Raw genomic sequence first — 24117 nt, 5'->3', positions numbered from 1 at the left:
TTATCTCAGCTCTGCGACTGTATATCGAGCCCGAAAACCCGATCACTCGTTTCTAATGCAGACTGACACTGGCGCTACCGGTTTTCGAACAGGATGGAAGTCTCTATGACGGCAGATCAACCCTACCCATTGCAAAGGCAGAACCCCCTTCTGTACTGGGCGACGTTGATCTACCTCGTCGGCGTACCGAACTTCATTCATTTCGACGTAACCGGCCGAACGCACGCGCAAGGGCTGTTCAACCTGACATCTCTCAGCGCAATGCTGATCACCTTCCTGTCGAGTTACGTTCTCGTTGTCGTCGTAATCCTGGGGCGTCGCCCGCTACTGTGCCGCAAAGTGAACATTGGCAACTGGCTCTGGATCGTCCTCGTCCTCCAAATGCTTTTGTCCACAGCTCTTCAGCCCGTCAGTCGCCTCACACCACCCGCCTACAGCGATATCCTCATCAGTCTGTACCGCATGTACGAGTGGGTTCTTGCCTTCGCTCTTGTCCTCGCGCTCTACACCCGCACTCCCGCAGATCGTAGAACGGAACTGATGGCTCACCTGATCGGCCGTGTCGCCTGGATATGGATCGCAATGACCTACATCGTCCTTCCGTTCATGCCGTCACAAGTCTACGGCGGCGCCGGCGAAGGAGAGATGACCAGTGCGCACGCACAGCTCGGCGGCGAATTTCTGTCTCCGTCCTACCTCGCCACACTCTCTGTTGCGGCTTTCTTCTACGCTCTTTTCTTCTTCCCTCGCGGCCTCATCAGATTTTGCGGGTGCGTCCTCGCCTTTGTGACCCTGGTCCTGGCTCGTACGCGCATCGAGCAGCTTAGCTTCTTGATCCTGATTCTTCTCTACGCCATCTTTTTCTCAGGTAAGTTCGTTTTACGAATCGGCACGATCATCTCCACCGCGGTTCTGGGAGCACTCGGTATTCTGTTTCGAAGCACAATCATCGAGTATGTCTCTCGAGGCCAAAACGCCAACTCACTGGCCACGCTGAACGACAGAACTCGCGTCTGGCAATCAGCCATCGAAGCAATCCGTGACAGGCCGGTCCTCGGATACGGCTACGTCGTGGGCGCCAAAAACGCGCTCCGCGATCACTGGATCTACACCCACTGGATTCCGCCTCACGCACATAACGAGTATCTCCACGCCTTTGTGAGTGGTGGGATTCTCGCGGCTATTCTGGCCCTCTGTATCTACGGCCTCGCCCTCTGGACAGCTTTCAGAACCGCATATCGCGGTCTCCATCAGGTCTTCTTCCTGTTCTTGATGATCCTCTTCACGGTCAGATCTCTCGGAGGTCCAAACCTCACCTACATTTACACCAGACCAGGTGCCATTTTTCTGCTCACATTCATAGGGCTCGTGGGTGGCGTAGATAAACTATCACCACGGAAGCTCAAGAAAAAGTCGCGACCTCTCAGTCACTCCATACCTCAGGAAGTGGGCGCATAGAAGCTTTCCTGTGCCGGTGATATCGTTAACCCAATTCATGGATTCAACAAGAGCATTCGGCTGTTGCCTTTGGATATCTCCTGATGACCAGGGCGCCCCGGCGTTGTTTTCGCAAGCTATAAACGTACGCAGAGGATCCATTGCGCACTGAAACTTCTGAAATCAAGCAGACTTTCTTGTCTCGATCCCTCGCCCGGATCGGCGGCGGCCGGACGCCTGCTGCACTCTTCGACCAGGGGCTGGTCAGCGGTGCAAACTTTATCACCAACGTTCTTCTCGCCCGCGCCTTCGGGGTTCGCGACTACGGTGTCTTTGCCCTCGGATGGGTAGCCGTATTGTTTGCTAACAGCCTCCAGTACGCAATGATTGTGACACCCATGATGAGCGTCGGGCCGAAACAGGAGCCGGAAGACCGCCCCGCGTACTATGGCTCGGTTCTTATACAGGAGCTTGCCTTCAGTCTGCTGGTGGCATTCGTCATGTTTCTCTGCGTATGGGGCTCCACAAAATTCTTTCCGCAATGGGGCGTGGGAGGTTTGGCGCTTCCGCTTAGCGGTGCAACGATCGCCTACCTGCTTCAGGAGTTCCTCCGCCGCTACTTCTTCTGCACCCGTCAAAGCAAGCGGGCTCTCGTCACCGATATCGTGAGCTACCTCACTCAGGTGCCAATCATCTTCTGGATCTCGCGCCACCACGGCGCAAAGCTGTCCACCATGCTCTGGATCATCGCCGCAACCTCATTCGCAGGATTCGTCACGTGCCTCCGCTGGTACGAGTCCGTCACCTTCAGTCGTCACGCTCTTCGAACCGTCTTTCTCAGGCACTGGCGCATGTCTCGATGGCTCGCACCTTCGGCCTTTATGCAGTGGGGAGCGGGCAATCTCTTTCAGATGGCGGCTCCGATCTACTACGGTGCGGCAGCCTCGGCAATTCTGCGCGCCGCACAGAACATCGTCGGCGTCGCCCACGTCTGGTTTCTCGGCTTGGATAATGTCGTACCCTCCGAGGCAGCCCGGCAGATGCGCCTTGGCGGTGTCGACGGCATGTTGCGTTACATCAAGCGGATCTCCCTCCAGTGGGGCGCCGTAACCCTGGCCTTCACAGGCATCGTGGCATGCTTTCCTACCTTCTGGCTGAAGCTCGCTTATGGAACGAAGTACTCCTCCGACGGCTTTGTGCTCCGTCTATACGCATTCATGTACTTGATCATCTTCGTCTCGGGCCCCTTGCGCTACGGTCTGCAGGCGCTCGAGTACACCGCACCCATCTTCTGGACCTACCCGGTACTGATCGCATTCTCCGCAGCGCTAGCCGGACCCCTCGCTCGACAACTTGGGTTGAACGGAGTCATGTTGGGCATGTGTGCGAGTCAGGTGATCTTTCAGGGACTCGTCGGGGTCGCGTTCTGGTTTAGAGTTCGAAAGCTCCGTCGCGAAGCCGCGTTAGAGAATACCGGAACGCTCCATCCAAGCTGAAGTCGACTCGACACGACTAGCGCGGGTGGAGCGACGACTCCTCCGCTTCAAGAACAGCAATATCTTCAGCCGTATACGTACTTCGAATCTGCTCGTCATTACGAGCAAGCAGAACATTGCTGTGGTAAAGCCCGCTGCCCTGCGTTCCGGGAACGAACGGAAATCTCAGCGGACGATTCCATATCTGGCGTGTCTTCATGCCCGCACGCAGCGCATTCACGTGCAGCCACACGTCGTCCGCCTTCGGGCAAAGCTGCATAAACTCGGCGCCCGCCAGTTTGAGTCTCTTCAATAACGACATCGGATAGATGCACCCGGATACTCCCGTACCAAAGTGAAGGAAGCCCGCCTCCGACGATCTGCATGGTTCCCACGTCTGATAGGGCGTGATGGCTCCATTCCCAAGTCCGATGCGGTGAGCTCGATAGCAGTTCACTCCCTCCGGATTCTCGCGATGCGCTCGAACCAGACCCTCCAGCCACCATCTGCTGTACAGCAAGTCGTCATCCGCGGTCACCAGCGGTACATCGAACGTATCGGTAGACAAAAGGTAAGGATAATATTTGGTGTGCGGACCGAAGTTCTCGGTGAGATAGATCTCCAGTCCTCTCTCCACCAACCTCTTCAGTCCGGCAGATCGATTCGCAAATCCTTCGGCACTATCCACCCACAAAATCAGCCTCGAAGGCAGAACAGAGCCTGCAGCGATTGATTCCAGCGCCAGGTGAACAGTACTCAGCCGCTCGCCGTAGGTGGTGACGGACACCACCGGCCCGCCCGCTGCCACTACACGCTCTTTCGAGTGTTCGTTGCGAGAAGTCAGTCGCCTCAGTTGAAACTTCGTAACCTTCGTCTCATTTCTCAAAAAGAAAAGCCACGCCTCAACGACGCGACTCGACACGTCACTCTTCGCCGCGCGTAGATTCAACGAGCGCCTCCTGAAAGATAGTGAAGTAAACACAAGCTCCAGAGAACCTGCCCATCCGGCGCACATGGAACAGTCGCGAGGTTATTCCGTTTACCCGCATCGATCTTGTGCAACTCAACCTTCACGTTGTCTCCCCACAAGCTCCGTATACAACTGTTCAGCTGCAGCCGCGCGCGAGGTCCACGTGTTCGTCCTAGCGAACTCCCAGCTCGCTCGAGACATCGCATTCTTTTCCTCGACACTCAGAGACGCGAATCGATCGATCGCAGCAGCAAGACCGCAGACAACTTCAGCCGGAGTCGTCACTGGTACCTTGATGCCGGCCTCCTCGGGCACAACGTCGCGGGCGCCATGCAGGTCCAGCGTAATCACAGGCAGACCAAGCGCCATCGCCTCCAGCAACTGCACTCCGGAGGTCTCACGAAGGCTCGTAAACAAAAGCACGTCATGTTCCAAGTAAGCCGCTCGAACCTCTTCCCACGTTAGTCGTCGTCCAGCCCAGTGCACCCGGTCACTCAACCCCCGCTCAGCGATCATCTGTCTCACCGTCGCCTCTGCGAGTCCGTTGCCAACGATCGTAAGCGTCCAGTCATGTTGGACCTTTGCCAGTGCATCGAGCGCCATCGGAAGCGCCTTTCTCGGCAAAATCCTTCCTACCCAGATCAGGCGGACCGGACCAGCATCCGGTTTGAAACTCCTTGGCCCCTTCGCGAGATAATCCGTTCCGACTCCATTATCGAACTGCAGGCCAACTTCCGATCGCCCCATCTTTTTTATAAGTCGCAAGGTATCTTCGTTCGCGGCAAGCACAGTGCTCATCTTCCCGAGCCATCGTCTGTGCAAGGGAGAGTAGGGAAGTGCCTTCGTCAACAATGTGCGGCTCTCCTCCGCCCGTCTGCTCGATCCGAAGTACCCCAGCATATTGGCGGGTGCAGTCTGACCTCCTCCCACTGGTCCGAATACAGTCGGAATGCCTAACCGCCAAAGCTGCGTCGGCACATGAATACTCGTGTACGTCACGTGATGCACCAGATCGAAGCGGCGTTGACGATTCAAAGACCTCGCAACTCCAACCGCGAACATCTGCCAGAGGGCATAGTGCATCCCGGTTCCAGGTTTGAACAGCTTCGTTGGAACTGTGACATAACCAAAGGCAACATTCGCATTCGGGTGATCCCGTCGGTAAGCTTCAATCTCTTCGCGCCCTTCACCACGAGTCAGAACCGTCACGTTGATTCCACGTTCTGCCAGATGCTTCGCCCAGTTCCAGCCGTTGCCAGGTTCAGAGCCGGAGTTCGGCATGCACGCATAAGCCGACAGCAGAACATTCATTCGAAGCAGACCTCTCTATCAACTTAGATGTCTTTTTACGTTGTTTGTATAATCGAGGAACCTGCTCGATAGGAGGCAATTGCATCTACAGGAACAGTTTACTGAGAACTGCATCGTTGTTGTTAAAAATGAGAAGACAACAGTTCCTCAACCTTCCATCCTGATCGTACTTTCACTCGAGGAGACGCGATGAAGAGGCCCATGGCATTGTTCCTGCTGCTCCTTCTCACAGGCATCCGCGCACAGGCCGCGACTTATACCGCCACCGCAACGCACCTCACCATGCATGCCGGCGACCCGCTCCCCCCCCTGATCTTCAAGTTGTCGTCTTACTCCGGACCGTACGCTGCTCTCTTCAAAGGCCAGCCGAAGTTGAGCACCTCCGCAACCTCGAGTGCTCCCCCAGGCAACTACCCCATCAAAATCGCCGCTGGCTCCATGTCGACCGTCAATCGGGCCGACAGTCTCACCTTTGTCGACGGCACCCTCTCGATCATTCCCGCCGACGGAATCGGAGCCCGCCTCACAAACAACATCATCTACCCTCCAGGCTTCGCCAGCGCCGCCGCCTTCCCCATCATCGACGTCACGCACAACCCGATCGCGAATCTCAAAGGCGATGGCATCACCGACAATACCGCCGGCCTCCAGAAGTTATTTGCATTCGGCCGTGGATCGGCACAAAGCAAGGTCAGCACCTCCGTCAGCGGAAACACCTACACTGTGACACAGGTTGGAGAATCGGTCTTCACCGGACTCGCTCCAGGCTCACCCATCCGCATAGCAGGTGTGGTCTACACCATCGCAACCGTACTCGATGCGCAGCACCTCACGCTCACAACAAATCCCGGCCCACTCTCCAACGTCGCCGCACGTCTCCCACCCAACGTAGTCAGCACCAGCGGAACCACGGTAACAGCGACCAGCGGTCCAACCTTCGTAGCATTGAAGCCGAACGCGAACCTTCAAATCGGCAGCGCCTTCTACAAGGTCGCCTCCGTCACGGACGCAACGCACCTCGAACTCACCACAACCCCACCCTCGCTCAAGAACGTGGATATGTACTACGGGTCAGGCGCAGGCGGCCAGCTTGGGGCGCTTCCGATGTTCCTCTACTTCCCGCCGGGAGTGTATCTCGCAAGTGACACCATCATTCCCTACGGCAACTACTGGTCTATCTACGGAGCCGGCGCTCAAACATCAATCATTAAGTTGGCGCCAAACTCGCCCGCCTTCAACACAGGCACATCGCCGGTCCAGTTCTTCAGTCCGCTCAGCGTCAACAAGAACGACAACTTCCATATCTTCATCGAAAACATGGGCTTCGAATCGGGTGTCGGAAATCCCAACGCCGAAATATTTACCACCCAGGTAAACAACATCGGCGCCGTTAGGAACGTTCAGGTCTGGTCCGACGATTCGAACTGCGTCAACGCCCTCAACATCCGCCGCGCCTACCCCGGCCCCGGAATGATGCGCAACGTAGCCGTCTACGGATGTCAGAACGGTATCTACAGCAATCAGCAGGAGTACAACTTCACCTTCGAAGACATCACTCTTGAAGGACAGACTGTCGCAGGAATCGGCAGCATGAACATGAAGTTCAGCATCCGTCACCTCCTCAGTGACAACACGGTCCCCGCACTTCAAGCTGAGCTCTTTCACGCCAACACCACCATCATGGATTCGGAACTCTTCGGAGACAACTCCACCGGCATCGGTCTGCAGAATGGCAAAGAGAACGGCCAGCAGGGTTGTCACCTCTACACTCGAAACGTAAAAGTCGTTGGCTACGCGACCTCAGAGGCAGACTACTGCGTCACTCCCTCCAAAACCTACAAGGGCGACCTGGCAGAGACTTGGTCGGGCGAAGCTCAGACCGTGTTCGATCAGACCGCCCCTCCGGCATCTCTTCATCTTCCAGAATCCGAGACGCCTCAGCCCAATGACCCCGATCCACGCACATGGACGATGCTGGGGACCTCTCCTGCAACCTGGGCAGCCATTATCTCCGGATCGAAATCTCCCACCGTCTACGCGCCTCCAGGCCAATATGGAGGCAATGGCGCATACGCAATCACAGTTCCTGACACGGTCAATCATCTCCAGTTTTTTAACGCCATGCCGACCCCGGGACGCACCTACACCATCAATCTCACAATCGCAGGTTCTTCGAAGACTCCCTTGATCATCGAAGGCTGCCCCAACAACGCCTGCGTCATCACTCACACAGGATCAAGAACTCTGGTCCTGATCGACGACAACACCTACAACTATTCGACTGCCGCAGGTGCCGGCAATCTTTACATCGATGACGTTATCCTCGGCTCCAACAATAATCCGGGAAATACGGTCACGTTCTATCCCGGCCAGCAGATCTGGGCGCGACAACTCGATGAAGAGCCTGCTCGCGCGGACAAGATAACCTGTAATGGCTGCACACTCTGGATCCTCGGCTACAAAACCGAACACAACGGCACCGACATCGTAGCTACTAACGCCCAGATCGAGATCTTCGGATTTTTTTACTACAAGCTCTCCCTTGCCGCCCCCGATTCAACAACCATGCAGATCACCGATTCGAACCTCTTCGCCACCGGCTACGAAAACATCAACATCGCCGGTTACGGAGCGCCGAACTGGGTCATCGAAACTCGAAACGGCACAACCTCACATCTCGTCGCTCCAGGTGTCAACAGCCCTCAACACCTCCACGTCTTCTATTCCTACGGTGGGAAAAAAGCATCAACCACTCCCGTCCGAAAGTTCCACAACACAATCCAGAACTTCTAACTCCCCACCCACCATCGACATCGACATCACAAATCAGGTAGTGCAGTCGAGAGGCTTCGACAGGGCTCAAGCAACTATTTGCCTTTACTTCGCTTCAGAGCATGTCAGCCATAGCCACGCCACGAACTACGTCTAGGAGGCTAAGGATTGCGCATCATCCACATGATTCCAGGAACCGCTGACCCGAATTCGGCCAATGGAGTTAACAAAGTCGTGCACTGGCTTGCAACCAACATGGTTGCCCAGGGTCACGAGTGCGAGGTCTGGATCTTACTTCCAACTGAGGAGCATTCCAATCACGCACGCACCTACAAGCTCGTTCCTTTTCCTGGGAGCAGATCGCAACTCGGGCTCACAAAAGATCTCCACGCCGCCCTGTCGGATCTGCCGGAAGGCACATGGGTGCAGTTGCACTCTGTTTTTGTTCCGCAACTCACATCCGCCGCAAAGCTACTGCACAAAAGAAAGATCCAATTCGGCATCACGCCGCACGGAGGTTATCTCTCCGACCGCAGCGGTCGATCCATCGCCGGCCGAATCCGGAAGCGACTCTATCTCTCCGCGTGGGAAGGCTGGACTCTACGAAACGCCTCCCTGATACACGCCATAGGCCAGACCGAAGTGGACGATCTCAAATCTAGATTCTCTTCGCTCCATCAGATCGCTCTAATTCCGAATGGCTTCGAACTGCCCAACCATGAGACTGCCAGCCAGCCCGGCCTCGAGAGCCGTTCTGACACCGAGATCATCAAGCCCACCATCACTTACTGCGGAAGAATGGTGATCTTCCAAAAGGGCTTGGACATCCTTCTAGAAGGATTCGCAGCATACCGGAAATTAGGAGGCACGCTCAACTTGACCATGGTTGGCGATGGCCCTGACCGACCTCAGCTAGAGGCGCTCGCGAAAGAACATGGCATCGTCGAATCCATCACCTGGACAGGGCAAATCTTCGGAGCGCCTCTTCGCAACATTCTTAGCGGCTCGACGTTCTTCGTTCACTCCTCCCGCTTCGACGTAATCCCCACGGCATGCCTTGAGGCCGCTTCATGCGGCGTTCCACTGATCGTCTCCGAAGAGACCAACCTCGCCGACTTCGTCCGGCACTCCGGCTCCGGACTGGTCCTTACTCCAAATACTCCCACTCGACTAGCCGGGCTCTTAGCAGAAGCAGAGAGACTTGGAGTCACTGAACGCACCCGCATGGGCGCCTCGGCGAAATTGATGATCGATCGAGATTTCACCTGGAGCGAGATCTCTCGCCATCTAGTCCTCGCAATCGAGCACGCAACTCACCCGTAGCGCGAGAAGGACGCTGCTTCATAAAAGTCAAAACAAATCTCAAGCCCAAAATTCAGCTCTTCAAAAAATATTGTTGCCACGCAACTTGGTCTCATCGAAGAAGTTCAGCCGTAATCTTCATAGGATGTACACCTTAGTACCATTGTGATGGCTGGGGAAGTATGCAACTATTTGCGTATGAGAAAATGCCCTCCCCCTCCCCAATTTCTCCATGAGATCTCTGCGTCCAGCGGAGGCCATCGAACGCCCTCAACCTTTCGCGCTGCGATAAGCGCCATCAGCCTGCTATGCATTGTGATTTTGGCGGGTTGCTCCGGACAGACCATCCCCGTCGAGGAAGGCGGCACCGCCGCGGTGCAGCCTGCCTTGTCAGGCGCAAACCTGAACAAGGGCCCTCTATCGTTTCCCACAGGCTTTATGACCTCGGTTAAAACATACGGTGCCGTCGGTGACGGCGTAACCGATGACACCGCGGCCATTCAGAAGGCTCTCTCCGACGGACGATCCAACGCTTCCGGCGACTACTACGGAGTGCCAAAGGCGTTGTACTTCCCGCCAGGAACCTACCTCGTTAGCAACACTCTTCAGTGGGTCGGATGCTGTGTCACACTGCAGGGATCGGGTTCGTCGAGCAGCATCATTCGCCTCGCCCCCGACTCCGGCGGCTTCAACAACACGTCAGCTCCAAAGCCGATGATCCTTACGCCGCTCGGAAACCAGTCCTTCCGTCAGAACGTTTGGGATCTTGGTCTCACGATCGGCTCCGGTAACCCAGGCGCCACCGCCATTACCTATGTCTCCAACAACATCGGCTCGATCCACAACGTCTTCGTCAAGAGCGAAGACGGAAAGGGGCATGCTGGTATCGATCTCACGCAGCACTACGCCGGCCCTCTGATGATCCGCAACACGGAGATACAGGGCTTCGACGTAGGCATCGATCTTCAAAACGCCGAGTACAGTGCCACCATGGAAGGCATCACCCTCACGAGCCAAAACATCGCCGGTATTCGCAACAGCAATCAACTGATCAATATTCGCGGTCTCACCAGCACCAACAAAGTTCCAGCCATCACCAACTCCGGAGGGTTCGTCGTTCTGCTCGACGGCACCCTCTCCGGCGGCGTGGCAACAGTTCCCGCAATCGAGACCGACAACACGATGTTCGTGCGAAATGTATCCTCAAGCGGATACGAAGCGACCTTGCAGGACACGAGCACCTCCACCCCAACTCTCCACAAAGGTACCCTCACGCATCTCGTAGTCGGCACGCCCTCAACGCTCACAGGAACCGCATCCTCAACCAACGGTCTCGATCTGGCCGTTCAAGAGACGCCCTCCTTCACTAGTACAAGCCTGTCCGATTGGGCCGTCTTCACTCCTAAGTGGTACGGGGATACCTCCGGTCTTCAGACCGTTCTCAACAGCGGCAAGCACACCGTTTACTTCCCATTTGCCGCATACTTTTCCTACAACGAAGCCGACGTCACCGTGCCCGATACTGTCGATCGAATCGTCGGCTTCTCCTCCGTCGTCAACACAGGCGCCGGAACAAACGGCGGCGGCATTCGCTTCGTCGTCACCAGCAACAGCACTCAGCCGCTCATCATCGAGCAGTTCGGCTACGGAATCAAGATCGATCATCGCGGTAGCCGCCCTGTCGTTCTCAAGGACGCATTCATCACTAACTACGCGAGCTACCCCGGCGCCGGGAAGCTCTTTCTTGAGGACATCGGCATCAACAGCTTCAACATCCAGAAGGGGCAGCAGGCCTTTGTGCGACAACTCGACAACGAGATCTCAGCAACCAAGATCTCGAATCTGGGCGGCTCCCTCTGGATTCTAGGCCTCAAGACCGAGAAGGCAGGCACAGTCATCAACACTGCCAGCGGTGGTCAGACAGAGCTTCTCGGAGGCCTTATCTATCCAGCCGTACCTGTGTCCTCTAGCCAACCCGCGTTCATCTCAACAGACGCCCAGACATCCTACATCTACAAAGAATCCGTCTACTGCTCAGGCTGCGGATACTCCATCCAGGTGCAGGAGACGCGCTCCGGCGTTACACAGGAAATCACCTCACCGAACAACAAATCATTTCGAATGCCGCTCTTCGTTGGTTACAAATAGGAAAGGCACAAAGGAGTGCTGTCGAACCGCGCAACCGGTCGACAGCCTCCGTCTACTTTCGTATACTCAAGCCATCAGCAACGCCAATCACGCAGTCAGACTCAGGTAGTCCGATCAAGCGCTCGGTCCCATTGCGAGCACGCGACTCCCGACCAACCGGCAACACAACAGATGCAGCACGAGTTCATAGTCAAGGAGCGATCATGATCTCTGCCGATCCGCCGAGAGTCAATATCCTTGGTGTCGGAATCAGTGCACTCTCCATGGAAAGCGCACTAGAGTGCAGCGAAGCCCTGCTAAACCGCGGTGAAAGCGGATACGTCTGCGTCACTGGCGTTCATGGCATCATAGAAGCACAATCGGACGAAGCCTTCCGAACCATCCTCAACAAGTCTTTTTTATCAACCCCTGATGGCGTGCCCACCGTATGGCTCGGCCACCTGCACGGTTTCAAACACATGACCCGCGTCTACGGTCCGGACTTCATGCTCAACATGTGCGCGCTCTCCGTGCAGCGCGGCTATCGCCACTTCCTTTACGGAGGCAGGCCCGGCATCGCCGAGGAGCTGCGGACAGAACTTACGCGCCGCTACCCCGGCCTTCAGATCGTTGGCACCTACACTCCGCCCTTCCGTCCCCTCAACGTCGAAGAGGAAGAAGATCTGCGAGCCCGCCTTGCAGCATCGCAGGCTGACATACTCTGGTGTGGCCTCAGCACGCCCAAGCAGGAGCGCTTCATGGCTTCCTACAACGGTCGCCTGCCGGTAAAGCTTATGGTCGGCGTCGGCGCGGCGTTCGATCTCCTCAGTGGCAACCTCGCCGAAGCTCCCGATTGGATGAAGCGATCCGGCCTGCAGTGGCTCTACCGCCTCATCAAAGAGCCCAAACGCCTGTGGCGCCGCTACCTGTTAAACAACCCACGCTTTATCTGGCTCAGCTTCTTACAACTCTCCCGCCTCAGACGCTTCTCCGTATAGGCACAGCAAAATAGAGCGGTCTTAGATCAAACTGGCAAACACCCGTAAAGACATTGCTTCACAAGAAGACGATTCTATTTAGTCAACTCGATCGTCAGTATCTGACCAGCAACGATCGAATCCGAGACCTCGGCATATCCAACTTTGGCCTTCATCCCTTCAATATCTGAGCATGGCTTGAGATCGCCTTCTGTCTCGTAGTTCGCCAGAGTAAACACCACCTTGTAGTAGTTATTGTTGTACAGTGAGACGGACTTCCCCTCCTTCTCAATCTTCAGAGCGATGACATTCGGATACGAGCATTGCACGTTGCGTATGATCCCCTGAATCATATGGCGAGGCCCTTTCGAGTCACCATCCGGATACTTCGGCGCCTCTTCCATCGTACCCATCATCTTGCCGTCGACCTTTCTAAACACAACCGTCTTCGAATTGTCCGGCTGCGCTCCAGAGGGCCGCGCTGTCTGCGTAACAGTTACTTGCGTAGATGCTTCGTTGTTCCGTTGCTGAGCGCGATCCATCTGCGACTGAAACTGTTCCAGTTGCTTCACGCGGTTCTCTAGCATCGCGACCTCCTCCGGAGTCTTTGCCACCCCCTTCGCGGCCTTCAGCACATTGGTCGCGCTCAAGTACTGCTGTTGCTGGCTTAAGACAGCCGCCGCGTTGATCCGATAGTTGAGGTTCTCGGGTTCGAGTTGAATCGCCTGTGCATTCAACATATGGGCTTCGCTCAAATGCTGGTTGCGCGAGGCGTAAAACATGGCCAGGGTATCGTAAGCAGGCGCAAAAGTCGGGTTCAGTTTGATCGAAGCACGCAGGCTCGATTCGATCGCTTCATCATGCTCCCGACCACCCGTCTGCAGGGACATAGCAGCAAAGTAGTAGTGAGCTAGATAGCTGTGAGAATCAAGCTGCACCGCTTCGCCATACCACTTCTTCGCGCTCGCGATGTCTCCTTCGCGATACTTCAAAAAACCCATCGTTTCGTGGGCGAGGGCATTGTTCGGATCGCCGCTAAGGCTGGTCTCCAGCAGTGCCTCGGCCTCCTTGATGCGGTCGTTGTAGACCAGAACATCAGCACGGACCGCATCGATTTCGGGTTTAGGAACAATCCGCACCTGAAATGCGGACTCATCGACGAGTACACCGGAATTTCTCTTGAACATCGAGAAGCTGCCTTGCTGCACGTAAGAATTCAATGCCTTCTGCAACACGCTCAAGTCGCCAAAGGCATGCTGCGCCGCTGTCACAGGATCTTCGTTCTGTGAGAGAAACTTGGCGTAGTCTCTCACGTGGTCAGTGTGTTTCTCGTAATCGCTCACTTCGAGATAGTGCGTCAGAGCCCAGGATTCGGCATAGAAGACTGACCCTTTCTGCTCGTCGTGATAGTACGGGGAGGTGTAATCGACCTTGAGCAGAGTCGTCAGCGGCAACAGGCGGTTCTGACGCAGGAAGAGAATATCGTCCGAACTTGGCTGGCCGAGCAGAACTTCTTTTTCGTGTATATCTGTATTCTGGTAAAACTCCGCGAGCCCCTCGTTCAACCAAAGCGGCATCCACGTCGCCTTTCTCATGATGTAGTGGGTGTACTCGTGATACACCACTGCAAACGGATGCTCGCTCTCGCCGTCAAGGCGAAGCAATATGTAGTTTTTGTCCGGCGCTCGCATAAAAAGTCCAGCCAGATCCAGTTGTCCTTTACTCAAGTACGCCGCAGGCTCAAGCGCTTGAAAATCCTTCTTGCTCTTTAAAGCAAGCACAACGATTGGAGAGCCCGCATCCGAGGGTGCGTTGGGAAGCATAGTCTGAAATACTGATCGCATCTGCTCAAACTGGCTTGCGATGCGAATCGCCTGTTTGTTATTGCTGTTGGTCAGAACGGTAAAGTGGGGGCTCTTTACCTCCAGCCAGTGATCGCTCGAATCTCCGCCAAAGACAGTTAAAGTCGTACACAAGAGAAACAAAACAGACGCGCATTTGTACATGATGCCAATGAGACTAAACGAACGAACTATTTGAAGATAGTAAAAAAAGACGGCTGGTTAGTCGTTGTTACCAACCACACAACCGCCAACTCTCTGGGGCTCCAAGCAGGCAACTCATTCCGTACGTAGCGCCGTCATCGGTTCGATATTCGCGGCGCGGCGAGCAGGGATAAAGCCAGCCACCGCGGCCGATCCCAGCAGCACCACCATTGCAACCAGCAAACTCACCGGATCATACGAGCGCACACCGTACAGTTGATCGGCCATCGCCCTTGCTCCAAAGATCGCAACAGGAATTCCAATCGCCAGTCCCAGTCCTGCCTGCAGAAACGCGCTTCGCATCACCATGCGCACCACGTTCCCCCGGTCCGCTCCCAGCGCCATACGGAGCCCTATCTCGCTCGTTCTTCGCGCCACCTGATACGACGTGATTCCATACAAACCAACCGCAGCAAGCACCAGCGCAAGCCCACCAAACAACATCGTCAGCCTCGCAATCAACCGCTCCTGCGTAAAGTTGTCAGCCACCTGGTAGTCCAGCGAATGCAGATCAAGCACCGTCAGATCCGGGTTGATCTTTGCAAGAGTTCGTCTCACCGTCGCGTCAAGATTTTGCGGCTCGCTTCGAAAAAAGAAAGTCACCGAGTTGATATAGCGCCCTCGCCCCTCAGCCATTGTTTCATTCGGATCCGTCAGCCCCGGCATCGTCTGCGTCAGCGGACGAAAGTACATCGTTCTCACCTCGTCGCGGGGATTCTGATACTTGGCATCCGCCACAATCCCCACAATCTCGAACAACGACGAGAACTTCTGCTCGTAGACTCCGAAGTGCTTTCCCATCGGATCTTCCTTTGGAAAGAACTTCCTCACGAACGCCTGATTCACCACGGCAACCTGCTGCGACGTCGCCGTATCCTGATCCGTAAATCCGCGTCCACGCACCACAGGCTGTCCCACCGTCTCAAAGAAGTGGTTGCTCACCCGGTCCCACGTTGAATTATTGTGATCGTTCGGTCCCGGTGCTGGCCGCCCATCAAAAAATACACCCTCGCCCCAGTTATTCCCCTCTAGGGTGCTGTAGAGCGCCAGTCCAACACTCTGGACTCCCGGCAGCGATCCAAACTCCTGCTCCAGCGCCTGATAAAACGCAGGCAGCTTCTCAGGCGTATATCCCGCACCCGCTGGGTCGATATGTAACACATAGCGGTTCTGCGTTTGAATACCAAAGTTCTGGTGCTCCATGTTCCGCAGGCTCTTCGTCAACAGACCTGCACCCACCAGCAGCACCAGCGACAGCGCTGCCTGAAACACAATCAGCGATCTCTGCGGCAGCGATGCCCGATCTCGCGTAGACCGATTCGACCCACGCAGCGCCTCCGCCGGGTCCGAGTGCGAGGTGATCCACGCCGGCACCACGCCAAACACCACTCCCGTCAGCAACGACAACAAAAATGCAAATCCCAGCACCGCCAGCGAAGGACTCGCCGCAATCGGCAGATTCGGAGAATCGGGAAACGCAAGCGCCAGAATCATCCGCGTCCCCGCATAAGCCACGCCCAGCCCAGCCAGACCGCCCGCACACCCCAGCAGCAAACTCTCCGTCAACGTCTGCCGAATCAATCTGCTCCTCGCCGCACCCAGCGCAACCCGCACCGAAGTATCAGCCCTCCGCGTCGTTCCCCGCGCCAGCAGCAGGTTCGCCACATTCGCGCACGCCACCAGCAGCACCAGTCCGGAGATCGTCATCAGCAGATAAAGTCCTTTGCCCGTCTCCTTCTGCAGATTCTGAATACCCGCGCCGCCCGGCACAATCACCACATGCTGTTTCGGAATAACCGCCGATCCGCCATTTCGAGAATAATTAGGTTGCGCCGCAAGAAACTGTCTCAAGCTGCCGGACATCTTGTCCTGCAACGCGCTGACGCTGACACCCGGCTTGAGCCTACCCACCGCATACAGCCAGTTGCTGTCCGGCACATGCAGAAGCGTATTCTTCCCCTCGATCGAAGGCTCCATGGCCAGTGGAATCCACAGCCCCGGCGGATTGCTCCTGATTCGGTCGCCAAAAAATCCCGGCGGTGCGATTCCCACCACTGTAGCGGGCTGCCCCTGTAGATAAAATGTCGACCCCACCACCTTCGGATCGCTCCCGTAGTCCGACTGCCATGCCTGATAGCTCATCACCACCGCCGGAGCCGCACCCGGCGTATCATCCGCATCCGTCAACACTCGCCCTGCAAACGGACCAATCCCGAACGTCGTAAAAAAATTGCCTGAAACATACTGCGCCCGCTCAGACTTAGCCGGCTCCGAACCTCGCCGCGTCGTCTTCTGTTCACCGCCCGACTGCATCGCAGCAAGGCGTTCGAACTCCGGCGTCGTCTCTTGAAGATGCTTGTACAACTCGTAAGAAAAGAGATCGAAATCCCCGTTGTCATTAATAAAGCCGCCGTTGACGCAGCAATCGTCCAGGTCCCCCACACGAAACAGCGTCTTCGGATCCGCTACCGGCAAAGACTTCATCAGGATCGCGTGCACCAGCGTAAAGATGGCCGTATTCGCCCCAATTCCCAGGGCAATTGTGAGCACTACCGTAATGACAAAGCCCGGCGACTTGTAGAACTGACGCACCGCAACCCAGACATCCTGCATGAAAATCCCTCCAGCTCTCAAGGCTGTCAGGCACTTACGCTGGCAGCGTCGACTTAGTTCCGAAGATTCTTTTCTGTTATCCACAAACAAGTCGTTGCGTCAGCGACGTTCCGTGACTCAAAACGCTTTTCACCCAACGAATATTTGTCGCCGCCCAAACCATGTCACTCCGACCGAACCCCGAGCGGAGTCGAAGGGGAAGGGAGGAGCCCGCTTCTCCTCAACCCAGAACAAACCGCCGTAAACGAACCAGCCCACCCATCATCCCGTATCCTAGTTAAGACTATGAGTTCCGAGCACAATAATCCCCGCAATCCCATCCGCATCGGCAGCCGAGGCTCTCAACTCGCTCTCTGGCAGGCCAACCACATCCTCTACGCCCTCCGCGACGCCGGCTACCACGTCGAGCTCGAGATCATCCGCACCACCGGCGACCGCATGCAGCAGCCTGGCTTCGTCCCGCCGCCCAACCTCGACGGCAAAGGCATCTTCATTAAAGAAATCGAGGAGGCCCTCGAAGAAGGCCGCATCGACCTCGCCGTCCACAGCTTGAAAGACCTCCCGACAAAATTAGCCCCTCAGTTCACCCTCGCCGCCATCCCCAAACGCGCCGACGCCCGCGACGTCTGGGTCTGCGAACCCTACTGGGCCCTTCACACCCTCCCCACCGGAGGCCGCATCGGCACCACCAGCCCTCGCCGCCGCGCACAAATCCTCGCCCTCCGCCCCGATGTCACCTTCGTCGAAGTCCGCGGCAACATCGACACCCGCCTCCGCAAGCTCGAGCAGGGCCAGTGCGACGCCCTCGTCCTCGCCGCCGCCGGCCTCGATCGCCTCAAGCGCACCGAATCCGTCCATCAGCGCTTCTCCCCCTGCGAACTCTGTCCCGCACCCGGCCAGGGAGCCCTCGCACTCGAAACCCGCAGCCCCGAACACGCGATCGACGAAGACCGCGACACCTACATCCGCAACGCCATCGCCTTCCTCGAGCACCCCTACACCCGCTTCGCCATCGACGCCGAGCGCACCACACTCGACGCCCTCGGCGGCGGCTGCTCCCTCCCCATCGGTGCCCACTGCTTCCACGAAGAAGGGAAGTGGAAGATGGTCGCCCAGGTCGTCTCCCCCGACGGCGAATCTATGGTCCAGGTCGAAACCGAAGCCACCAACGACGCCAACCCCATCGCCTTGGGCAACTGCGTCGCCGACGACCTCAAATCCAAAGGTGCCCTCGACCTCCTCAACCCAGTATTCTCCGCCGACTGACCGGCCCGCCAGCCACGAAGAAAAATACGACCAAACCAGTAATTTTGCCAATTCCTACTTGTGCAAGCTCCGGCGTAGACTCGCGATGAGATCAGGCCCCCCATCGAAAATCGCAGCTATTGGAGAGTGCTATGTCAAACACTTCAAGGATCTTCAACTCGAAAATCTTCAGGATCGCCATCAAGTGCCTGGTTGTCGCCGGCATCGCACTGCTGGCGCCCCATTCCGGATTCACCCGCGACAAGTACGAAACCCTCGAGGCTCAGGCCTTTGGCACCGGCACGCAGATGGGTCAGAACATCGGCATCACCCTGAACATCTACGAGTTCTCGACGCCCGCCGACAGAGTCAACTTGGTTCAGGCCTTCGAGAAGGGGCAAAATCAAGGACTGGTCAATGCACTTTCGAAGATGAAGGCCGTAGGCCACATCGAGATCACCGGCACGCTAGGCTATGACTGCGCCTATATCAAGATGACGCCAACGCCGACCGGTCGCAAGATCGTCTTTGTCACCAATCGCCAGATCCGCTTTGGCGAAGCCTTCTTCGACACCCAATCGCAGTCCTTTAATCTCACAGCCGGTGTCTTCGAACTCAACGCCCAAGACAAGAGCAAGAGCACGGGGATGCTCTATCCTCAGGCCCAGTTGATCCTGGATAAAGAAGGCCAGTTGCAGTTGGACTTGAGTCAGAATCCCTGGAGACTCTCTGACGTCCTCGATTGGGCAGGAACGGCCGGCGTCAACTAGCGCAGCAATTTTAAATCTGTTGCTGCACAAACGGCCATCGACAGCGTCTGTTCATGGCGCTGAGTAATCCACGTGTGAGGCGAATCATGACCACGAATCGACGCTTTGAGTTCAACCGTACTTCGCTATTATTATCAATCCTTGTGTTGTCCACCTACGCGACGGCCCAGTCAAAGAGCAGCGACTACGCCTGCTCAAAGGACGTCTCCGCACAAATGTGCACTGCGGAGAATACCTGCGGCTCCGCATCCAGTCCATGTGTCGTCGACGTGAAACGCACCGCGAATGCGGCCTCATCCACTCCCAACATTCCGAACGCCAAGGGCAATTCGCTCTTCTGCATAAAGCCCGGAACAAACGTCCAGTGGAAGAGCACAGGCAAGGACATAGGATTCGTCGTCGATTTTGGTCCTGAGTCTCCATTCGATCCGCCGGGAGCCATCCTCGGCGGCTCTGACCGCTCTGTCACCGTCGTGGCTAAAAGACCTGGGTGTTACAAATACTCCGCCGGAGCCTGCCGGTCCGGTGCCATCTATGGGATGTGCGGCCAAACCAACGTCCAACTCATCGTCACAGCGAACTAAACTCCCAACCCAGAGGCCGTGCCCCCGGACACCCTTATCAGTAGCACGCTGTGGCTCACGGAAGCGACTATGAAACCAGAGGGAATCGAAAAGCCCGAAAAAGAAAACCCCGAAAAGCTAAGGCCGCGATTCTTTCTCATGGCCGCGCTCCTTGCAGTTTTTTTTGTCGGTCTGTGGGCGCTGATGTTTTGGGCAGTCTTTCGCTTCGCCCCGACTGAGATTCACTGGAACGATATATACCTCAGCTGGATTGAAAAGGGTGGTCCGCGCCTCATCATTCCTCACGCCATCGCCTTCTTTATTTTGCCGATAGCCCTGCTTCTCTTTGTCGTTTACAGAAAGTTTCACGCATTCGAGAACTCCCGGACCCGCCCGCTCTACTGGCTCTATCTCACCATCGCTGCATTGACCTGCCTCCTGCTCAGCCTGCTCTGTTGGTACTTGATCTTTCGCCGTACCTTCGGAAGCCACTTCGCCTCCCACCACTTTTATTACAACGTTCTCGTGCGCATCATTCTCTGTACCGCGCTCATCCTCTTGGGCATCGTCATCTATCTGTTCAAGAAATACTTGAAAATCCTCTTCGGCCTGTGCGAAATCGTTATCGCAATCCTCACCAACATCGGTCTTTTAACGGGCTCTGATCTCACCCACATGCCCCCGCTCAATCTGCAACCACTGGGACTCTTCGCATTCGGCGCATTCACCTTCCTTCTCAGCAAGGGTGTCGGCGACGTAGTAGAAGGAGTACAGGAACGCATCGACAAGACCCTCGCCCCGCCGCAGCCTGTCGAGCCTATAGCCGTCGAGCCTCACGCTCCTTGAAACACATCCACGCGAATCCGATTCAGCAACACTCACCGGCTGGCAAACCCACACCCACCTCATCGCATCTACCTCTGCATAGCCGGTGACTGATCGCGTCGTCTTCAGCCCGTCTCTCCGTACGCCGAGAGTGTCCGAAACCTCGATGCCGTCAAAGCCACCGGCACACTCGGCATCGTCGGAGTCTTCATCCGGCAGGACTCCAAGGCCGAAGACGCCCTCGAGAAGAAGGGCCAGATCGCCTTCGACATGGGCAAATTCTGGTTCAAAGGACAGAAGATGGGCACTGGCCAATCCAACGTCAAGGCCTACAACCGTCGCCTCATGGACCTCATCCACCACGACAAAGCCAACCCCTCCTTCATCATCTCGCACGAACTTCCATTAGCCGAAGCCCCCAATGCCTACAAGCACTTCGACAACCGCGACGAAGGCTGGACCAAAGTATCCTCCACCCCCACGACGCATAAATCCGAGAACGCGAAAAGCGCGAGCCTTCCGTCGGTCAGCAAGATCCTCATCGCCGACCAACGGGAGGCCCGTGCATCTGGACCCGAAACGAAACGGTATTCCAGTCACGAAGTGACCGCCTCCCGCGCAGGGAGCCCGTCCGGCAGGACTACTTCAGCAACCAAGTCTGGTTCGACACGCCGCCCGCAGTCTCAAGATCCACGTACGGTCCCACGGTCTTGGTGCCGTTGATAACATCAAACACCAGCCCGGTCGCCTTATTCGTGATCACGTACCCGCCCCCTGAAGCCGCAGTCAAAGACCACAGCTGGCTCGCGTCGCTGGCGGGCAGTTCCTGTTCAAGAGAGATCCCGCTACTGCTCGAACTGCCGGGGTCGGTCAGAAACATCGCGCTGCTCACATTCTGCATTCTGTAATATCCCTGCCCGTCGTAGGAGAGGAACCACTTCTGATCGGACCCCACATCGATCACCGCCTGGCACATCGCGGTGCCGGCTACCTTCGAACCCGACGGATCTTCAAGCGCTAGCCCACTGTTGCTGTTCACCAGCGTGTAATCTCCATCAGCGACCAATGCAGGCGTCTTCCGAATCAAGCCGAAGATCCCCACGCTGTTGGTCGTTGCCACATACACCTTGCCGTTGACGACCGTCGGGGTAATGAACTTATTGCCCGCTCCGAAGTGGTCCCGTCCTGCGGCTGCCTGGCTAGTGTTATAAAACTCAGTGCTCAAATTGCCCGCGTCATACGCATGCAACAACGCAGGGTTTCGGTTATCCACCGCCCACACAATCGCGTTCGCCGTTCCATACGCCGAGATGCTGGGCGTCGTCCCGGGATAAGGAAACCCGGTCGCTGTGGTCTGAACCGTACTCCCCAGCCGCGCCGCGGCAATTGGAAATGACATCAAATTATGTCCTTGCGGCCCGTAGTAAACCCGCTCGTTGAAGTATGCAGGACTCGACCAGACCCCGCCCGCCAAAGCTCCCGTCAACTGCTGGTAGATCGTGCCGTCGTTGGTCGCGTCGTAGTGACCCATATTGTCTCGATCGGCCACATACAAATTGCCGTCCTTCCCCGCCGCTACCGCAAGGTGCCGCACCTTGCCCGTTGCGTCCTTCTGGTCCGGCAGCAGCATCAGTCCCCCCGAGCCAAGGTCCACGTCCTGCCCAGACTCCGAGCCGGTGTTATACATCGTCCAGTAGTCGAGCGGCGTCAGCGTCGATGCGTGCAGCTTCAACATCGAGTTGCCGTAATCTCCCTTCCCCGGCATACCCGCGGAGTTCAGCGTCGTATCGAACGTGCCGTTGCCCAGAGAGATATAAACATTGCCCAACGTATCCGCAGCCGGCCCCGCGCCCGCATTCCACGGCGCCGCCTCCGAGCCGTTCGGCGCAAAGTTGAACACCGCCGTCTGCGCCAGCGTGCGTTCGTTGTAGCTGATGATCCAGCCCGCGTAGGGCTCCGCATCACAGTGCGAACCCCAGGTCGTATACAGCGTTCCACTCAACACCAGCAGTGCAGGACGATCCTTGTACTGCTTCGGGTCGAACACCACCTTGCCCCCCGAACTCGCACGGCCCACCCCCGGATACGTAGCCGAAACCGTCACCGGACTGCCTTTCTGCTCCGCTCCCGACGACATATCCAGCGAGTGCACCCGATGGTAGTAATTTCCCGAACTGTCCTTGCTCATCGCCACCACAAAGATGGTCCCATGCCCTCCGACCCCACGGTCGATCACCGGCGTCGCCGTGATCCCGATCTCTGGCACCACCTGGCTGCAGCTGCGATCATCCGATGTCGTCTCCCCCGCGCCCAGCATGCTCTTGCGCCAGTAAATCTTTCCTGTATCTCCATCGATCGCATAGAGACTGTCATGCTCGGTCGCCACATACAGAATGTTGTGCGTACCCTGTCCGGCGACCGCTACCGCAGACGCATACAGCGGCTGCGCATCCACCTTGCCGTCCACCACCACGTTCGCAAGCAGCCCGAAGCTCGCCGAATTCACCACCGCAGGCGTCAGCAGAGACTCGCGAAGATTCTGACCCGTTCTCGCCACATCGTTGTGCCACGTCAACACATCGGTCTGCGCCATCAACGGTAGCGTGCCTGCAAACACTGCGGCAACCAACAGGAAGATGGACCGAAGCCCCGCGCGTCCGGGAAAAAAATCTCGTCGCAAAAAAGAATTTCGACGAATGAAGAAGTCTCGATGCAAAGAAAAGTACACGGGCTGCCTCCTTGATAGGTCTGATAGCAGATAAGTTCGGTAGCACCTCGCAGAATCATGTTCGCCCCGTCTTTGGCTCGCGCCAAGACGGATGTGTTCCGCAGCACTACACAGGTTGTCCAGAGCAGCAAAGAGCGGTACAGCCTCGCGACATGCCGAGGTCGCAACTCAACAAAAAGCCCAGCAGGGAAGTACCAACAGCGTAGCAGCAGAACGCGCTGAAGACCAGAAATGTGACCTAAAATGTCACAAAGATTTCATAGGAATTTGCTCGGAGCATTTCGCACACTACCCCACTTCTTCTGTAAGCACCACGGATACATAACCGAGACATACTGAAGTAATTTCTTGCCGCGTCCGCCAGGAATCCCCACGCGGTTCCGGATGTAACGCGCGCCCATCCCGCGCGCGCTCGCCCTCGAGCTCATTCGCCACACCCGAACCGTTGGCTCGCGGCAAATCAATTGTGCTTCCGAACCCAGCTCTCCGCAGCACTCGAATAACTTCCACTTCGACCGAAGATTCGGCGTCGCCCTGATCAACCTTCTGATGACATCGCTAGAGACTACCCAGGATCGCCCGATACTCATCCTCTGTAAAAGCCCGTGAGGTCTGCGTGGTGATTCCTCCCTTAGAAATCTGCGTGAGGAGCGCCTTCGCCATCGCCTCGTCGTTAGGGGCTTCAGAGATGATGACCATGTCATGGGTTCCTGTAGTCATATAGAAGTGAAGTATCTTCACTCCATCCGCCGCAAACCCTTTTCTCGCGGCGTCCAATCTGCTGGGACTCTCCTTCATATGTTGTGTCCCCTGCGCCGTCCATCGGCAAAGTGAAACGTAAGTTGGCATAGATCACCTCGTAGCCGGGCATCCTAGCCTCGCAACTCCAACAAGTCAAAGCCCGCCCACCGCATCGCTCGAGCAGCGGGAAAGCCGCCCACCACCACTTCTCCTCTA

16 protein-coding genes are annotated in these 24117 nt (G+C 56.5%); 10 read left to right on the top strand and 6 right to left on the bottom strand.

The window, feature by feature from the left end; all coding sequences use genetic code 11:
- Positions 1-105 precede the first annotated feature (105 nt).
- Together HDF12_RS13045 and HDF12_RS13040 are read left to right on the top strand one after the other, a co-directional pair.
- The gene (locus tag HDF12_RS13045; RefSeq protein ID WP_179584040.1) at positions 106-1458 is read left to right on the top strand and encodes an O-antigen ligase family protein; all 1353 of its coding nucleotides are present in this window, start codon (positions 106-108) and stop codon (positions 1456-1458) included.
- 176 nt (positions 1459-1634) lie between these two features.
- Entirely contained in the window at positions 1635-2933 is a 1299-nt protein-coding gene (locus HDF12_RS13040; RefSeq protein WP_179584038.1) for a lipopolysaccharide biosynthesis protein, read from the top strand.
- 16 nt (positions 2934-2949) lie between these two features.
- On the opposite strand, the gene HDF12_RS13035 is transcribed toward HDF12_RS13040, so the two are convergent.
- A complete protein-coding gene (locus HDF12_RS13035) occupies positions 2950-3861 on the bottom strand; it encodes a glycosyltransferase family protein (protein ID WP_179584035.1) in 912 nt (303 codons plus the stop codon).
- Positions 3862-3975: 114 nt separating this feature from the next.
- The gene (locus tag HDF12_RS13030) at positions 3976-5193 is read right to left on the bottom strand and encodes a glycosyltransferase family 4 protein (protein ID WP_179584033.1); all 1218 of its coding nucleotides are present in this window, start codon (positions 5191-5193) and stop codon (positions 3976-3978) included.
- Between the two features lie 189 nt (positions 5194-5382).
- Here HDF12_RS13030 and HDF12_RS13025 point away from each other — a divergent pair, with 189 nt between their 5' ends.
- The 4 genes from HDF12_RS13025 to HDF12_RS13010 all read left to right on the top strand — a co-directional run bounded on the left by HDF12_RS13025 (position 5383) and on the right by HDF12_RS13010 (position 12392).
- On the top strand, positions 5383-7986 hold the full coding sequence (locus tag HDF12_RS13025) for a glycosyl hydrolase family 28-related protein (RefSeq protein ID WP_179584031.1): 2604 nt from the start codon (positions 5383-5385) through the stop codon (positions 7984-7986).
- A 147-nt stretch (positions 7987-8133) separates the two neighbouring features.
- Positions 8134-9288, top strand: coding sequence for a glycosyltransferase family 4 protein (locus HDF12_RS13020; protein WP_179584029.1), 1155 nt, complete (start codon positions 8134-8136; stop codon positions 9286-9288).
- 177 nt (positions 9289-9465) lie between these two features.
- Positions 9466-11415: a glycoside hydrolase family 55 protein gene (locus tag HDF12_RS13015; protein ID WP_179584027.1), complete on the top strand. Its 1950-nt coding sequence runs from the start codon at positions 9466-9468 to the stop codon at positions 11413-11415.
- A 203-nt stretch (positions 11416-11618) separates the two neighbouring features.
- A complete protein-coding gene (locus tag HDF12_RS13010; protein WP_179584025.1) occupies positions 11619-12392 on the top strand; it encodes a WecB/TagA/CpsF family glycosyltransferase in 774 nt (257 codons plus the stop codon).
- 74 nt (positions 12393-12466) lie between these two features.
- Here the strand turns inward: HDF12_RS13010 and HDF12_RS13005 are convergent, their stop codons facing one another.
- Together HDF12_RS13005 and HDF12_RS13000 are read right to left on the bottom strand one after the other, a co-directional pair.
- Complete coding sequence (locus tag HDF12_RS13005; RefSeq protein ID WP_179584023.1) at positions 12467-14356, bottom strand: hypothetical protein; 1890 nt, start codon at positions 14354-14356, stop codon at positions 12467-12469.
- Positions 14357-14491: 135 nt separating this feature from the next.
- Positions 14492-17029, bottom strand: coding sequence for an ABC transporter permease (locus HDF12_RS13000; protein ID WP_179584021.1), 2538 nt, complete (start codon positions 17027-17029; stop codon positions 14492-14494).
- A 285-nt stretch (positions 17030-17314) separates the two neighbouring features.
- Between HDF12_RS13000 and hemC the strand changes: the two genes are divergently transcribed.
- The 4 genes from hemC (at position 17315) to HDF12_RS12980 (ending at position 20453) form a co-directional block, all read left to right on the top strand.
- Positions 17315-18295, top strand: a complete 981-nt coding sequence (gene hemC, locus HDF12_RS12995; protein ID WP_179584019.1) for a hydroxymethylbilane synthase — start codon at positions 17315-17317, stop codon at positions 18293-18295.
- 131 nt (positions 18296-18426) lie between these two features.
- Complete coding sequence (locus HDF12_RS12990) at positions 18427-19044, top strand: hypothetical protein (RefSeq protein WP_179584017.1); 618 nt, start codon at positions 18427-18429, stop codon at positions 19042-19044.
- Positions 19045-19130: 86 nt separating this feature from the next.
- Positions 19131-19628, top strand: a complete 498-nt coding sequence (locus tag HDF12_RS12985) for a hypothetical protein (RefSeq protein ID WP_179584015.1) — start codon at positions 19131-19133, stop codon at positions 19626-19628.
- Between the two features lie 69 nt (positions 19629-19697).
- Complete coding sequence (locus HDF12_RS12980) at positions 19698-20453, top strand: hypothetical protein (RefSeq protein WP_179584013.1); 756 nt, start codon at positions 19698-19700, stop codon at positions 20451-20453.
- A gap of 619 nt (positions 20454-21072) precedes the next feature.
- On the opposite strand, the gene HDF12_RS22910 is transcribed toward HDF12_RS12980, so the two are convergent.
- Together HDF12_RS22910 and HDF12_RS12970 are read right to left on the bottom strand one after the other, a co-directional pair.
- The gene (locus tag HDF12_RS22910) at positions 21073-23160 is read right to left on the bottom strand and encodes an RICIN domain-containing protein (protein WP_179584011.1); all 2088 of its coding nucleotides are present in this window, start codon (positions 23158-23160) and stop codon (positions 21073-21075) included.
- A gap of 558 nt (positions 23161-23718) precedes the next feature.
- Positions 23719-24009, bottom strand: a complete 291-nt coding sequence (locus tag HDF12_RS12970) for a GYD domain-containing protein (RefSeq protein WP_179584009.1) — start codon at positions 24007-24009, stop codon at positions 23719-23721.
- Between the last annotated feature and the right edge of the window lie 108 nt (positions 24010-24117).

Origin of the sequence: Tunturiibacter gelidiferens (genome assembly GCF_013410115.1) — a bacterium.
Lineage (GTDB): Bacteria > Acidobacteriota > Terriglobia > Terriglobales > Acidobacteriaceae > Edaphobacter > Edaphobacter gelidiferens.
The sequence above is the reverse complement of the archived record's forward strand: the minus strand, read 5'-3'. Positions and strand labels throughout refer to the sequence as shown.